The organism is Streptomyces sp. HSW2009 (assembly GCF_040240285.1).
Taxonomy (GTDB): Bacteria; Actinomycetota; Actinomycetes; order Streptomycetales; family Streptomycetaceae; genus Streptomyces.
On sequence record NZ_JBEHZD010000154.1, the window covers coordinates 1 to 14523 of the forward strand.

Below are 14523 nucleotides of genomic sequence, written 5' to 3' on the forward strand. Positions count from 1 at the left end.
CCCCCCCCCCCCCCCCCCCCCCCCCCCCTTTTTTTTCCCCCCCCCCCCCCCCCCCCCCCCCCTCGGCGCCCGCCGGGGGGCCGGGTTTTTGTTAAAAACAGTGTGGGCCGGCCGGGTTCCCGGCCCTGGCCCCCGGCAAGCCCCACTGGCAAGAAGAGCGCGGTGTGCGCTCTCGTGCGCCCCCTGCGCCCCTATCCGTAACGCGGCTGAAATGCATCGGACATGCATACGGAGGGTGCGCTTCACGGTGCGTGGTGTGACGGCTTTGCGAGACGTTGGGGGTGTGTGCGGCGCGGGTGCTCGGCCGTTCGAGTCCCGTGCGCGGTTCCGGGGGCGAACGGGCGTGCCCCGGGTGAAAGCGGCGCCCATCAGGCCGCACGCGCCGCAGAAGGCGCCGGGCAAGGCCGTCATTTCCGGCAGAAATCGAGGTTTTGGCCGGTAGGGGCGGCTGGGCGGGGTGAGCGGAAGCCGCGTTACGTGACCGACGGAACAACAGCAGGTGCACATTCAGCCGTGGCCTCCAGCGGCCCTTCGGCTATCCTGCTAAACGGAGGACCTGGGCAATGCAGCCCCCAGGTCCTTTTGTGCTTTCAGCCATGCAGCTCGACTGCCCGACCCTCGACTGCCGACTGAAGGCCACCGGAGGAAGCAGGTCCGCAAACTCCCCCGGGCCGCTCCCGGGAAGTGCCCCACGCAGGGACCGAGGAGGAACCGACGTCATGGGCAAGCCAAGCGAGACGCACAGGACGAACAGGGCGACCGCCGGCGGCGCCCCACGGGGGTGCTCCCCCGGCGAGCCGGCGACCGGCGGCGGGGCGGGTGGTCGCCGATGAGTTCGCTGCTGCTGCTGACCAACGCGCTCCAACCCTCCACCGAGGTGCTGCCCGCGCTCGGCCTGCTGCTGCACGGCGTGCGGGTGGCGCCCGCGGAGGGCCCGGCGCTGGTGGACACCCCGGGCGCGGACGTGATCCTCGTCGACGGCCGCCGTGACCTGCCGCACGTCCGCAGCCTGTGCCAGTTGCTGCGCTCCACGGGCCCCGGCTGTCCGCTGATCCTGGTGGTCACCGAGGGCGGGCTCGCGGCCGTCAGCGCCGACTGGGGCGTGGACGACGTCCTGCTCGACACGGCGGGCCCGGCGGAGGTGGAGGCGCGGCTGCGGCTGGCGATGGGCCGGCAGCAGATCGTCTCCGACGACGTCCCGACCGAGATCCGCAACGGCGACCTGTCGGTGGACGAGGCGACCTACAGCGCCAAGCTCAAGGGCCGGGTCCTCGACCTCACGTTCAAGGAGTTCGAGCTGCTGAAGTACCTGGCCCAGCACCCGGGCCGGGTCTTCACCCGGGCCCAGCTCCTCCAGGAGGTGTGGGGCTACGACTACTTCGGCGGCACCCGCACCGTGGACGTCCACGTACGGCGGCTGCGCGCCAAGCTCGGCCCCGAGCACGAGTCGCTGATCGGCACGGTGCGCAACGTGGGGTACCGCTTCGTGGTGCCGGAAAAGGTCGAGCGAGCCGCCGAGCGAGCCGCTGAACGGGCTGCCGGGCGGGCCGTGGAGCGCGCCGCGGAACAGGCCGCGGACGGCGCCGGGGCCACGGCGGGTACCACCGGGGCCCGTGGGGCCCGTGCGGTGAAGGGGACAAACCACCGCGACCCGGTCGGCCGGCGCCCCGGCGCGGAAGACGGGGCGAAAGCAGGGGTCGCACGGCCGGTAAACGGTTAGGGGGACCCGCGTAGACTGCCGCGCGTGGCCAAGGTGACGCGGGACGATGTGGCACGACTTGCGGGAACGTCGACCGCTGTCGTGAGCTACGTCATCAACAACGGACCAAGGCCGGTCGCCCCGGCCACGCGCGAGCGGGTACTCGCCGCGATCAAGGAGCTCGGCTACCGGCCGGACCGGGTCGCGCAGGCGATGGCCTCGCGCCGGACGGACCTCATAGGGCTCATCGTGCCGGACGCCCGGCAGCCGTTCTTCGGCGAGATGGCGCACGCGGTCGAGCAGGCGGCGGCCGAGCGCGGCAAGATGGTCCTGGTCGGCAACTCCGACTATCTGGACGAGCGCGAGGTGCACTACCTGCGGGCCTTCCTCGGCATGCGGGTCTCCGGGCTGATCCTCATCAGCCAGGGCCTGAGCGAGAACGCGGCGGCCGAGATCGAGGCGTGGGACGCCCGCGTGGTGCTGATGCACGAGCGCCCCGAGGCGATCGACGACGTGGCCGTGGTGCTCGACGACGTCGGCGGCGCCCAACTCGCCGTCCGTCACCTCCTGGAGCACGGCCACCCTTATGTGGCGTGCATCGGCGGTACGGAGGAGACCCCGCCGGTCGGCGACCCGGTCACCGACCACGTCGAGGGTTGGCGCCGGGCCATGCTCGAAGCGGGCCGCTCGACCGAGGGCCGCCTCTTCCAGGCCCCCTACAACCGGTACGACGCCTACCAGGTCGCGCTCGGCCTGCTGGCCGGCCCCGACCGCCCGCCCGCGGTCTTCTGCGCCACCGACGACCAGGCCATCGGCGTTCTGCGGGCCGCCCGCGAATTGCGCATCGACGTCCCCGGCGAACTGGCCGTGGCCGGCTTCGACAACGTCAAGGAAGCCGCCCTCACCGACCCGCCGCTCACCACGGTCGGCTCCGACCGCCCCGCGATGGCCCGCGCAGCCGTGGACCTGGTCCTGGACGACAGCCTCCGGGTAGCCGGCTCCCGCCGCGAGCGCCTCAAGCAGTTCCCCTCCGCCCTGGTGGTCCGCCACTCCTGCGGCTGCGGGCACGGGCCCAGCGGGGGGTAGTCGTTTCGGGGGTGGCTGGGGGCCGGGGGCCGGGGTGGCGGGGGCTGTCGGGGGTCCCGTCTTCGCCGCGTACGCCGGGGCGGGCCGTCGGGGGCTGCTTTCGCCGGGTATGCCGGGCGGGGTCAGGGGGCCGTCACCCGGTGGGCCGCCCCACCAGCCCCTGCACCGCGTGCACCATCCGCCGGAAGGACCTGCTGCGCTCGCTCGCGGCGTGCAGGTCGATCAGGGCGGAGAACGCCGGCTGGTGCAGGGTCTCCCGGTAGGACTCCAGCATCATCGCCCCCAGTTGGGTCTTGGCGCTCCGCCGGGCCTCGGGGTCCGCGGGGGCCGTGGCGTCGTCCCGTACGGCCTGGTGGCCGCGGAGCGAATCGGCGGCGGCGAGGAACCACGCCTCGTACTCGTGCCGGGCGATGACGACCTCCACCGGGACCGGCAACAGCGCCGGGTCCGGGGCCAGTTGGCGGGCGAGGGCGACCGGGCAGTCGACGTCGTCGTCATCGCCGTCCCGCAGGACGAGTACGCCACCGCGGCCGTCCTTCACCCGAACGGCTGCGATCCGCAGGGCCTTGGCCAGCTCCGCCGGCTTGCGCATCTTGCCCGAGTCCAGTCGGAACGGCGGGGGGACCGTCACCCAGGTTCCGCAGAGTTCGAGCGCGATGCGCTGGACGAGCTCGCGCGCTGCGAGGACCTCTCCGTGCCCCTCCACGACGAGGGCCACCGCGGGCGTGTGCGTCACTGCTGCGCCTCCGGGGTCGAGTCCGGTTCGGCGGGCAGGAGTTGGTCGTTCCGCAGCAGCTCGCCTGGGGTGTAGAGGTGCTCGCGCAGGGCCAGTGCCCCTGCCTCGTCCAACGGCCCGATCCGGGTCTCGCCGTCGACCGAGCGTACGGCCCGTAGCTCGGACAGCTCGAAGTCGTGCCGGTCGAGCAGGTCGGGGCTGTGGCTGGTGACGATGGTCTGCCGGCGCTCGCTGGCGTCGCGCAGCGCGTCCAGGAGCACGCCGGCGGCGGCCGGGTGGAGGGCGTTCTCCGGCTCCTCGATGCCGATGGTGCTGCGCGTGTCGCCGGTGCCGGCGAACAGGGCGACCAGCACGCCGAGCGCGCGCAGCGTGCCGTCGGAGACCGACGGTGCCGGGAACCGCCACGGCTCCGCGCCGTCCGGCGCTTCCTGCTGGAACTCCAGCGTCTCCCACCCGCCCACGTCGGTACGGGAGACACCGCGCATGCCGGGGACGATGTGCCGCAGGTAGCCCTCGATGCGGGCCTGGTCGCGCCGGCCCCGGGCACTGGCCTGCAAGCGGTGCAGCACGCTGGCGACGTTGGCGCCGTCGCGGAGCAGGAGATCGCCCGAGTCGGGCGTCTGCGGCCGGCGCATCACGTCCGGGTTGAGGTGGAAGACGCTGATGCCGGTGAGCCCTTCGTACACGGGCCGGAACGCGTCGAGCCCGGCGGCGGTCACCAGGGTCAGCCGCCGGTTGTCGACCGGGGGCATGACGGCCTCGGTCGTGTGCGTCAGCTCGCCGTGCGCCACGTGGAAGCCGGCGTGGGGCAGCCCGTTCTCGGCAGCGGGCCGGTCCTCGTACCAGACGGCGCAGGACTCGCGGGAGACCCGGTGTCCGCCGTCCAGCAGCGCGGTCACCTCGAAGCCGTACGCACCGTGCGACTGGGGGGTGCGGAACTCCAACTCGACGGAGAACGCCGCGGGGTTCCCGGCGGATCTGTGGACCACGTCGGTCACGCCACCGCGGTTGCGCAGCGCCTGAGCGAGCGAGCCCTGCAAGGACTCCGAGAGCAGCCGCAGCGCATCGAGGAAGTTGCTCTTGCCCGCCCCGTTCGGCCCCACGAGCAGGAGCAGCGGGCCCAGCTCGACGTCGGCCGACGCGATGCTCCGGAAGTGCCCCAGCCGGACGCGGGTGAGCGAGAAGTAGTTGTCCTGCATGCGGCCAGTCTGGCAGGAGGCGGCCCGGTCGCCACGGGGCGGCGCGGTCGTCGTACGGTGTGCGTCGCCGCGGCGTCCCACCCACCCCCACACCCCCGAACTTACGCAGCTCCTACGGGGTTCTGTCGGCCTTCTCAGGTCGTCCTCAGGGAGTTCTCATAATCGGGCAGCACAGTCATAGCCATGACCGAGAACCTCCGCCGCGACGGCGACTTCGCAGCCCCCGCCCACCCAGCAGGCTCCGTTCCCTCCGCCGCGCCGGCGGAGGGGGCCCGGGCGCCGCACGCGCCGGTCGGTGCGCCGCAGCCCCAGGACCAGGGGCCGTACGCGACCGAGCCGCCGACGCAGGTTCTGCACCCGGTGGAGTCGCAGGATCAGACCCAGGTCCTGCGCCCGGTGGAGTCGCAGGACCAGACGCAGGTCCTGCACTCGGGCGGGCCGCAGGGCCAGGTGCCGCACTCGGTGGCGGCGCCGGCGCACGGCGGGTTCGCGGGGTACGGGGCGCAGCCGGTTTCGCCGCCCGCGCCGGCCGGGGCGGTGCCCGGTGGGTACGCGGGGTTCGGTGCGGGTGCGCCCGCCGGGCCGCCGGCGGGGCGTCCGCGGGGGCGGCGTACCGGGGTGCTCCTCGCGGCCGTGGCGCTGGTTTCGGCCGTGGTGGCGGGGGCCGCCGGGGCGGTCGTCGGCAGCCGGCACGACGGGGGATCGGGCAACGGTTCGGCGGCCCCGGTGGTGAGCGCCGGCGTCAAGGGCGGCACCGGCGACGTGTCCGCCGTCGCCAAGGCGCTCGCCCCGAGCATCGTGGAGATCGCGGGCACCACCAGCGAGGGCAGGTCGCTCGGCTCCGGCGTGATCATCAGCTCCAACGGTGAGATCGTCACCAACAACCACGTCGTGGCCGGCGCCGACGAGCTCACCGTGACGCTCAGCGACGGCACGCGCAAGCGGGCCGAACTGGTCGGCGCCGACGCCGGGAAGGACCTCGCGCTGATCAAGCTGGAGAACGCCAGCGGGCTGCGGGCCGCCGCGCTCGGCGACTCCCAGCAGGTCAGGGTCGGTGACGAGGTGGTGGCCATTGGTTCGCCCGAGGGGCTGACCGGCACCGTCACCAGCGGCATCGTCTCGGCACTCGACCGCGAGGTGACGGTGGACGGCGGCAACGACGACCAGGGGCAGCAGGGCAACGGCGGCTGGCCGTTCGAGTTCGAGGGCCGGCAGTACAACGGCGACGTGGGCCGGTCCAAGACCAGCTACCGGGCCATCCAGACCGACGCCTCGCTCAACCACGGCAACTCCGGCGGCGCCCTCATCAACATGAAGGGCGAGGTCATCGGCATCAACTCGGCCATCTCCACGCCCTCGTCGATGGGCGGCTCGGGCGGCAGCGTCGGCCTCGGCTTCGCCATCCCCAGCAACACGGTCAAGGACGACCTCGCGGCACTCCGCGGCGGCGGCACCAACGTCTGACGGGCACTCCACACGTCCGGCGGCGTCGCTGGGCCCGCGCCTCCCGCAGCCGATCCGAGTCGGCCCGGGCCGGCACGGGCCCCGTCCTCAGCGCCGCCGCCGGCACACCGCCATCTGGTGTCTGGGCAGCGTTCGTGTCGTACCTGCGCATCGGCTGGGCAGTACCGGCTGGGCAGTGCCGGCGCACCGCCGGCGTGACCGCGTACGGTCTCGTACCGCACACCGCACACCGCGCGCCTCGTACGGCGTGCCTCGTACGGCGCGCACGCGCATGGTCCCGCACCCCGTGCCCGTACCGCACCCGCCACCCAGCACCCGCCCCCCCGTACCCGTACCGCACGCCCACCCCCGGGCTCCCCGCCCCGCCGCGCCACGGGCCCGGCCGCCGCGGTCCGCACGACGGCACGCGTCGCCTTCCATGCGAGGCTGAAGGGTGCATGCGGTGGTCGCGCCAGGTCACGGCCGGGTGGTGGTGCCGCAGCCGCCCGCCCCCAGGTCTTTGCGCAGCCGCCCGTACCCCGTCCGCGCAGCCGCGCCCGTACCCGTGAAGGAAAGTCGCGATGAACCCCGCCGAACACGGTGAGCGTCCCGCCCGCATCCTGGTCGTCGATGACGAGCCGGCCGTCCGGGGGGCGCTGCGGCGCAGTCTGGTCTTCGAGGGGTACGAGGTCGTCGAGGCCGTGGACGGGCTCGACGCGCTGGAGAAGGCGGAGGGCTGCGCGCCCGAGCTGATCGTGCTGGACGTGCTGATGCCGCGGATGGACGGGCTGACGGCGGCCAGGCGGCTGCGCGCCGCGCGGGTGACCGTGCCGATCCTGATGCTGACGGCGCGCGACACGGTCGGCGACCGGGTCACCGGGCTCGACGCGGGCGCCGACGACTACCTGGTCAAGCCGTTCGAGCTGGACGAACTGCTGGCCCGCATCCGTGCGTTGCTGCGCCGCAGCTCGTACGCGAGCGCCGCGGTGGGGGAGGCCGAGCCCGGCCCGGGGCAGACGCTCGACTTCGCCGACCTGCGGATGGACCTGGCGACGCGGGAGGTCATCCGGGGCGGGCGGCGGGTGGAGCTGACCCGTACCGAGTTCACGCTGCTCGAACTGTTCCTGGCGCACCCGCGGCAGGTGCTCACCCGGGAGCAGATCCTGAAGGCCGTGTGGGGCTTCGACTTCGAGCCGTCGTCCAACTCGCTGGACGTGTACGTGATGTACCTGCGCCGCAAGACCGAGGCCGGCGGCGAGCCGCGCCTTGTGCACACCGTGCGCGGCGTGGGGTACGTGCTGCGCGCCGACGAGCAGCCGGCCGGGCGGGGGACCGCCGAGTGAGCGCCCCCACGCCCGGGCCCCCCACGCCCGGACCCGCCGCACCCGGACCCGCCGCACCCGGGCCAGCCGCCGCGGGCCCGACGCGGCCCGTATACCCGCCGCCCGCCTACCCGCCGGGCGCCACCGGCGCCGGCAGCACCGCCACCCTGCCGCTGCGCCGCCCGCGCCCGCTGCTGCGCTCCCGGCTGCCGCTGCGCGGCCGGCTCGCGCTGCTCACCGCGCTGGCGGTGGCCTTCGCCGTTGCCCTGTCCGCCGTCGCCTGCTGGGCGATCACCCGCGAGCAACTGCGCGACGAACTCGACAAGTCGCTGCGCAGCGTCCAGGTCAGCGTCTCCTACGTCCAGGACACGCTGGAACGGTGCGCGCGCGGCGAGACGGAGCCGGGCCGGGGCGCCGCCGCGCCGAGCGTGCTGTACGTGCAGATCGTCGGCCCCGACGGGGCCCGCTGCGTGGGCTTCGGCAGCAAGCCGGTGAAGCTCGCCAAGTCGGACGTGAACGTGGCCCGCGGCCTGGCGGACGACGAACTGCGGGACGGCAGGACCGACGGCGGCGCCCCGGTGCGGGTGCTCACCAAGCACTACGTGGCCGGCGGCACCGGCTTCGCCGTCTCCCTGGCCCGCCCGCTGTCCGAGACCAACAGCGCCCTCGACACGCTGGCGCTGGTGCTCGCGGTGGTCGCCGGGGTCGGCGTGCTGGGCGCCGCGACCGCCGGCCTCGCCGTGGCCAGGGCCGGGCTGCGCCCGGTGGACCGGCTGACCGGGGCGGTCGAGCACATCGCGCGGACGGAGGACCTGGCCACCACGATCCCGGCGGAGGGCCGGGACGAGATCGCCAGGCTCTCGCGCTCGTTCAACTCGATGACCGCCGCGCTCGCCTCCTCGCGTGACCGGCAGCAGCAGCTCATCGCGGACGCCGGGCACGAACTGCGCACCCCGCTCACCTCGCTGCGGATGAACGTCGAACTGCTCGCCCGCAGCGAGGAGACCGGCCGTCCGCTGCCGCCCGATGACCGCAAGGACCTGCTGGCCAGCGTGAAGGCGCAGATGACGGAGTTGGCCTCGCTCATCGGCGACCTCCAGGAACTCTCCCGCCCGGACGCCCCGCCCGGCAGCGGCCCGCCGTCGGTCGCGGCCCTGCACGAGGCGGCGGACGCCGCGGTGCGGCGGGCCAGGCTGCGCGGCAAGGACCTGGAGATCACGGCGCGGCTCAGCCCGTGGTACGTGTCGGCCGAGCCGGCCGCGCTGGAGCGGGCCGTGATCAACCTGCTGGACAACGCGATCAAGTTCAGCCCGCCGGGCGGCACCGTGGACGTGGTGCTGCACGGCGGCGTGCTCACCGTCCGCGACCACGGCCCCGGCATCCCAACCGACGAACTCCCGCACGTCTTCGACCGCTTCTGGCGCTCCCCTTCGGCCCGCAGCCTGCCCGGTTCGGGGCTCGGGCTGTCCATCGTGGCCCGTACGGTGCAGCGGGCCGGCGGCCAGGTCGCGCTGCGGCAGGCGGACGGCGGCGGCACGGTCGCGGTGCTCCACCTGCCGGGCGTGCCGCATCCGCCTCCGGCGCCGCCGACCGAGGCGCCGGCGGCGGCGTCAACCATGGCGAACCCACCGGGAGCGTCGGGCGCGTCGGGCTGACCGGGCTCACCAGGTCCGCCGGGCCGCCCGGGCGCATCTGCCCCACCGAACCCACCCAACTCACCGAACCCACCGGCCCCACCCGGCGCCACGCGCCCGTAACCCTCCGCGCCACGGCGTCCCGTTCGCAACGTCGCCTCCAGGCGTCACGTCCGCGACCTCGCGAGAGATTCGGGAACTCGCGGGCGGTCCGTGGACAGGGAAGGGGTGAGGGCGCCGACTGGCCCCTCGGTCCGGGGCCGCGCCGGGTGCGTGCGGCGGGGGCCCGGGCGTTGACGCTCGTCGAGAGGACGTACGGTGAGTTTGCTCAGCACGGAATCCGGTGCCGCCCGCCGACTGCGGACCGGTCTGGCCGTCGGCGCGGCGCTGGCGGTCGCGGTCGCGACCCCCGCCCTCGCGGGCGCCCCCGAGGACGGCCGGGGCCCGGCCGCGGCGCAGGACCGACCCGGCCACGGACCGACCGCGTTCGGCACCGGCCCGCTGCACCGGGCCGCGGACGGCGGTCTCGCGTTCGACACCGGGCGCCCGGGGCGCCCCGCCGCGACGCCGCCCACCCTCGCCCACCCGTCGGACGGCCCGGCCTCCCGCGCCGCCGGCTGGCGGGAGAAGACGATGGCCGATGCGGACGCCACGGGCATCCGGCTGACGCGCGTGGACGAGCACGTCACGTGGGCGTCGGGGATGCGCTTCGACTGGTACGGGGAGAGCTTCGACTTCGTGCCCACCCTCTGGGAGCGCGATGACCGCAGGGGCGACGGCTGGAAGGAGCGGCCGACCACACCCGGGCCTGACGGCTACAACCAGCGGTGGAACGACGTGGACGCCTCGTCGAGCCGCAGCGCGGTGCTGGTCGGCGACTTCCACGAGCCGTCCGGCGGCGTGGTCAACCAGAGCTGGAACGGCCGGGCGTGGAAGAACTCGGTGGCCCAGGTGCCGAAGGACACGATCGGCGCGGGCTTCCTGGCCGTCGACGCGCGCACGGCGACCGACGCCTGGGCGACGGGCTGGGCCCAGGTCCCCACCGGCGACCCGGACGACAGCAAGAACGTGGGCCTGCTCAGCCACTGGAACGGCACCCGCTGGACCGCGGCGAAGCTGCCCGCCATCGGCGCCGAACGGGACGGCTGGCACCTGGTCACGGTCACCGCGCTGGCCGCCGACGACGTGTGGGCGGCGGGCTCGGTGTACGGCGAGGACGGCACCAGGCCGCTCCTGGTGCACTTCGACGGCAAGCGCTGGAGCGAGGTGCGGGTGCCCGAACTCGGCGACGTACAGGCCCAGTTCGACGACCTGGCGGTCGGCCGGGGCGGCGTGGTGTGGGCCGGCGGCACGACCAAGAGTGCGGACGGCACGCTGGGCGCCTTCGCCCTGCGGTACGCGGCCGGCACCTGGAAGCGGACCCCGCTGCCGGCCGGCACCGCGCCGGTCACCGCGGTCACCGTGCAGCGGGACGAGCCGGTGTTCCTGGTCGACGCGGACGCGGGCCGGATCGACGCGGTACGGGGCAACGCCACCGGCACCCGCTGGACCCCGCTCGGCCTGGCCGACGCCGCCGCGCCCCCGCTGAGCGCCGTGGACGTACTGGCCTCCGGCGACACCATCGACGTACTCGGCCACCGCCCGCCGAACGGCGGCACCGGGAAGGTCGGCTACCCGGTCGTCCTGACCCGGACCACCACCTCCTGACCGGCCCGGGGCCCCGCCGCGCCGGGGTTGCCGCGGCAGGGCCGCTGGGAGAGGGCTTTGTCGTACGGGGCTCTGCTGCACGAAGCTGCCGTACGAAGCTCTGCTGTACGGGGCTCTGCCGTAAGGGAGCCCGGTAGCCGGGGGAGCCCGTAGCCGCCGGGTTCCGCAGCGGCGGGAGCCCGTAGCGACGAGAAGGCGTACGAACCAGCGAAACCGGCGACACCAGCGAACCGGCACGCCGGAGGAACCGCGGGAATCAGCGGGACCAGCGGAATCGGCACGAGCTGGCAAAGGCCGGCAAAGGCCAACAAAGACCAGGGGCTCGACCGCCCGTGCGGCGTCGGGCCCCTGGGCGTGTCTCCGATCGGCTTCGGTCGTCTCCCGCCGGCACGGTCGAAGACGGCCGGTCCCGCGGCTGGTCGAAGCCGGGCCGAAGTGCGCCGATTCCGCTGCCGATTTCCGCACGGATTTCAGCACCGGTTTCCGTACCCGTTTCAGCACCGGATTCGGGGCCGGCGCCGCCGGCGTGCGGAAGTGGGTCGGGCCCGGGCCGGGTACCGGAACCCCACGGCCGTGCTGCGGCCCCTACGCCGCGCGGGCCGACGCCGCTCGGGGCGGGGCGGACACGCGCCGGGAGCGGCAGTGTTCACGCAGGTCACGGGCGTGGCCGGAGATCGCACCCGGCGCTAGGGGCCGCGGTCCGCCGCGCCCGCGGGCGACGGCCCGCCGCAGCGCCCCGCGCAGCGGAACGCGCCGACAAAAGGATTCGCCAACTCTCCTAAAAAACACATGAATAGGGGGCTCTCGTGGGCGCCAGCCCCGAGCGGCGGCCCGCCCATCGTGCTCCCGCACGCCGTTGTGGCCTCTCCGCATTCCGCTGTGCAATCGAAAGGCCCGCCGCGCTCCGTGGCGATTGGACGATGTGGTGCTGAGAGGGGACATGGTAGACGGCATCCGTATGTTGCTCGCCGCCGTATGCGGCCTGGGCTGGACCATCACCTATGTGCTGGCGGTCCGGAACGGGCTTCGCGACAGAACGTACTGCATTCCGTTGGTGGCCCTGGCGATGAACATCTGCTGGGAATTCCAATTCGTCTTCTTCAGATCAGCCGACCACATGTCGGGCAGCAATTCCGACGTCGGTGGCGCCGAAGTCGTCATCGGCGTCATCTGGCTCATCGTCGACTGCGGGCTGCTCTACACCGTATTCCGGTTCGGCCCGGGTGAATTCCCCTTCCTGCCGCCGCGCGTCTTCTACGCCGGATTCGTCGTCGTGCTCGGCCTCGCCTACGCCGGGATCGAAGTGCTCTCCCGCGAGTTCGACGACGGGGACGTGGTGCTGACCAGCTTCGGGATGAACGTGGCCATGTCCGGCCTCTTCCTCGCGATGCTGGCGGTGCGGGGGTCGAGCCGGGGCCAGTCGATGGGCATCGCCGTCTCCAAGTGCGTGGGTACCGCGGCCACCTGCGCCGCCTGGTTCCTCGACACCTCGGAATACCCGGGCCCCTGGCTGCCGTACTGCATGACCGCCTGTTTCGTCCTGGACGTCGCGTACATCGGGGCGCTCGCCACCGTATTGCGCGCCGAGAAGGAAAAGGAAGCGGAAGGCGGCCGGCAGGTCGGCGAACGACCCGTGCCCAGGGACATCGAAAGGAACGCTTCGCTGTGACGAACTCCAACCCTTCGACGCTCGCGCCCAAATTCACCACCGAGCCCCTGACGGAGCAGTGCCAGACCGTCTGCGCCCGGGGCGAGCACGCCCTGGTGGGGGTCTCCCCGGGCAACAGCTATTTCAGCGAGGAGCGCCTCACCGAACTCCTGGGCTGGGCCGCGAGCCAGTTCCGGCACGTGGACGTGATGATTCCGGACTCGGCGCAGCTCCACACCTGGCTCGCCCTCGGATACGCCCCCGGTCGGGCGCGCCGCAAGGCGTACGGGGAGGCGTCGCGCATCTACAACCGGGTCACCCGGGCCTGGCAGGCGGTCGGCGCCCCCGACGACGTGGTGTTCGGCCTGCACCGGCTCTCCGAGATCGAGGTCAGGCCCGCCTACCGGAGCCTGCTGCGGCGGGCCGAGGACGCGGTGGCCGACGACGTCGAGACCCGCGAGAGCTACTACCGGGTGGTGCGCCAGGTGCTCCGCAACCACCTCAACGGGGCGGACCCGACCGAGGCCCAGACCGCCGAGGCCGCCCGCTACCTGATCGCCGAGACGCCGTTCCTGGTCGACACGCCGCAGGTCATGGAGGTGGCCGAGTCCACCGCCATCTACCAGCACCGGGTGGAGTTCATCGACCGGATCTACGCGGAGCAGACCCCGCTGCGCCGGCAGGAACAGCAGGCGTTCGTCGTCGTTCGGCCCGTCTCGTGACCCGGCAGGAGTGGGACGCGGCCGAGCTCCACGACCCGCTGCTGCGCGAGGCGTACGCGCTGTGCGAGGCGATACTCCAGGAGGAGAACCACGCCGCGCACACCTGGATGCGGGACCAGCTCAGGCCCGACCGGCGGCCGTACTGGGACGCCATGATCGCCTTCTGCGGGCAGGCGGACGACATCGCCGACGCGCACGGCGTGCCGCTGCCGGAGCGGTTGCGCCGCTACGACGCCTTCACCGACGGCTTCTTCCGGCTGCTGCACGCCACCCGGCACGCGCCGCCGGCCACCGCGCTCGGCCCGCTCGTCGGCGAACCGGGCCGGCGTCCCGCGGCTGACCAGACGAAGCTGGTGAAGCTGGCGTTCTGCGACTTCGTGCACACCTGGCAGCTCTGCGAGGTGGGCGTGCGCCAGGCCGGCGACGCGCTGCGGACGGACCTGACGACCGACACGTACGACACGGTGTACGCGCTGGAGCGCTACATGCACGGCGTCAGCGGCGAACCGGCGCGCTGGCTGGCCGTCCTGCTCGGACAGCGCGGGCAGGCGCTCGACGAAGGATGCCAGAACGCGGCGATAGCCTGGGGCTTCGGCATCCAGACGCTCGACTTCCTGCTCGACATCGCCGACGACCTCCGCATGGGCAAGCTGTACGTCCCGCTGGAGGACCTGCACCGCTGTGGGCTGACCCGTACGGAGTTGGAGCAGGCGGTGGCCGCGGGGCAGGCGTCGCAGCCGCTGCGCGACCTGATCGCCGGCCAACTTGAGCGGGTCCGCAGGTACTTCACCGTCGCCGAGCGCTGGCTCGACCGCTCCCGCCCGGTCGGCTGGGAGGCCATCCGCCAGTCCCTGGCCGAGGGGTGGGCGACCGTCGACCGACTCGCCTGCTGCGACCACGACGTCTTCGCCCTGACGGCGGAGTCCACCTAGCGGGGAGCGGGACCGCGGCCCCCACCCGCGGCCCCCACCGTCCGCGGCCCGGCCGTCCGCCGTAACAACCCACCAGAGCCACCCGTCAGAGCAACCCACCCACGACAATCCGGCGCAACAACCCACCCACGGCAATCCGCCGCAACAACCCACCCACGGCAATCCGGCGCAACAACCCACCCACAGCACGCACCCCACAGCACCCACCCCACAGCAATCCGCCACACCCACTCCACCCCGCCCCACCCCGCCCCACAACAACCCACGCGCGCCGTGCTGCCCCGTGAGCGACCAGCGGGCGGCGTGCCCAGTCTCGTAAACACAACACCCACCCCACGACACGGACGCCAAACAGGGAAGCCGGCCGAAGGGAGCAAAAACAAAATCGCGCGGCG

At 73.5% G+C, this 14523-nt stretch carries 11 protein-coding genes; 9 read left to right on the forward strand and 2 right to left on the reverse strand.

Annotated elements, in window-relative coordinates:
• Positions 1–829 precede the first annotated feature (829 nt).
• Positions 830–1720 carry a response regulator transcription factor gene (locus AAHZ94_RS14255; RefSeq protein WP_349993239.1) on the forward strand — a complete coding sequence of 297 codons (891 nt, stop codon included), beginning with the start codon at positions 830–832 and terminating at the stop codon, positions 1718–1720.
• A 24-nt stretch (positions 1721–1744) separates the two neighbouring features.
• Positions 1745–2785, forward strand: coding sequence for a LacI family DNA-binding transcriptional regulator (locus AAHZ94_RS14260; RefSeq protein WP_349993240.1), 1041 nt, complete (start codon positions 1745–1747; stop codon positions 2783–2785).
• Between the two features lie 133 nt (positions 2786–2918).
• Here the strand turns inward: AAHZ94_RS14260 and AAHZ94_RS14265 are convergent, their stop codons facing one another.
• Both AAHZ94_RS14265 and AAHZ94_RS14270 read right to left on the reverse strand, forming a co-directional pair.
• Complete coding sequence (locus AAHZ94_RS14265) at positions 2919–3521, reverse strand: DUF4276 family protein (protein WP_349993241.1); 603 nt, start codon at positions 3519–3521, stop codon at positions 2919–2921.
• Positions 3518–4720: an AAA family ATPase gene (locus tag AAHZ94_RS14270; RefSeq protein WP_349993242.1), complete on the reverse strand. Its 1203-nt coding sequence runs from the start codon at positions 4718–4720 to the stop codon at positions 3518–3520. Before AAHZ94_RS14270 ends, AAHZ94_RS14265 begins: the two co-directional genes overlap by 4 nt.
• 183 nt (positions 4721–4903) lie before the next feature.
• Here AAHZ94_RS14270 and AAHZ94_RS14275 point away from each other — a divergent pair, with 183 nt between their 5' ends.
• From AAHZ94_RS14275 to AAHZ94_RS14305, 7 genes are all read left to right on the forward strand, one after another.
• A complete protein-coding gene (locus tag AAHZ94_RS14275) occupies positions 4904–6184 on the forward strand; it encodes a S1C family serine protease (protein ID WP_349993243.1) in 1281 nt (426 codons plus the stop codon).
• Positions 6185–6744: 560 nt separating this feature from the next.
• Positions 6745–7506 (forward strand): response regulator transcription factor, encoded by a 762-nt coding sequence (locus AAHZ94_RS14280; RefSeq protein ID WP_349993244.1) that lies wholly within the window; start codon positions 6745–6747, stop codon positions 7504–7506.
• A gap of 173 nt (positions 7507–7679) precedes the next feature.
• Positions 7680–9140 (forward strand): sensor histidine kinase, encoded by a 1461-nt coding sequence (locus AAHZ94_RS14285; protein ID WP_502964670.1) that lies wholly within the window; start codon positions 7680–7682, stop codon positions 9138–9140.
• Between the two features lie 297 nt (positions 9141–9437).
• Positions 9438–10826, forward strand: coding sequence for a hypothetical protein (locus tag AAHZ94_RS14290; protein ID WP_349993245.1), 1389 nt, complete (start codon positions 9438–9440; stop codon positions 10824–10826).
• 940 nt (positions 10827–11766) lie between these two features.
• The gene (locus AAHZ94_RS14295; RefSeq protein WP_349993246.1) at positions 11767–12495 is read left to right on the forward strand and encodes a transmembrane-type terpene cyclase; all 729 of its coding nucleotides are present in this window, start codon (positions 11767–11769) and stop codon (positions 12493–12495) included.
• Positions 12492–13196 carry a tRNA-dependent cyclodipeptide synthase gene (locus AAHZ94_RS14300; protein ID WP_349993247.1) on the forward strand — a complete coding sequence of 235 codons (705 nt, stop codon included), beginning with the start codon at positions 12492–12494 and terminating at the stop codon, positions 13194–13196. Before AAHZ94_RS14295 ends, AAHZ94_RS14300 begins: the two co-directional genes overlap by 4 nt.
• On the forward strand, positions 13193–14128 hold the full coding sequence (locus tag AAHZ94_RS14305; protein ID WP_349993248.1) for a squalene/phytoene synthase family protein: 936 nt from the start codon (positions 13193–13195) through the stop codon (positions 14126–14128). Before AAHZ94_RS14300 ends, AAHZ94_RS14305 begins: the two co-directional genes overlap by 4 nt.
• Positions 14129–14523 lie beyond the last annotated feature (395 nt).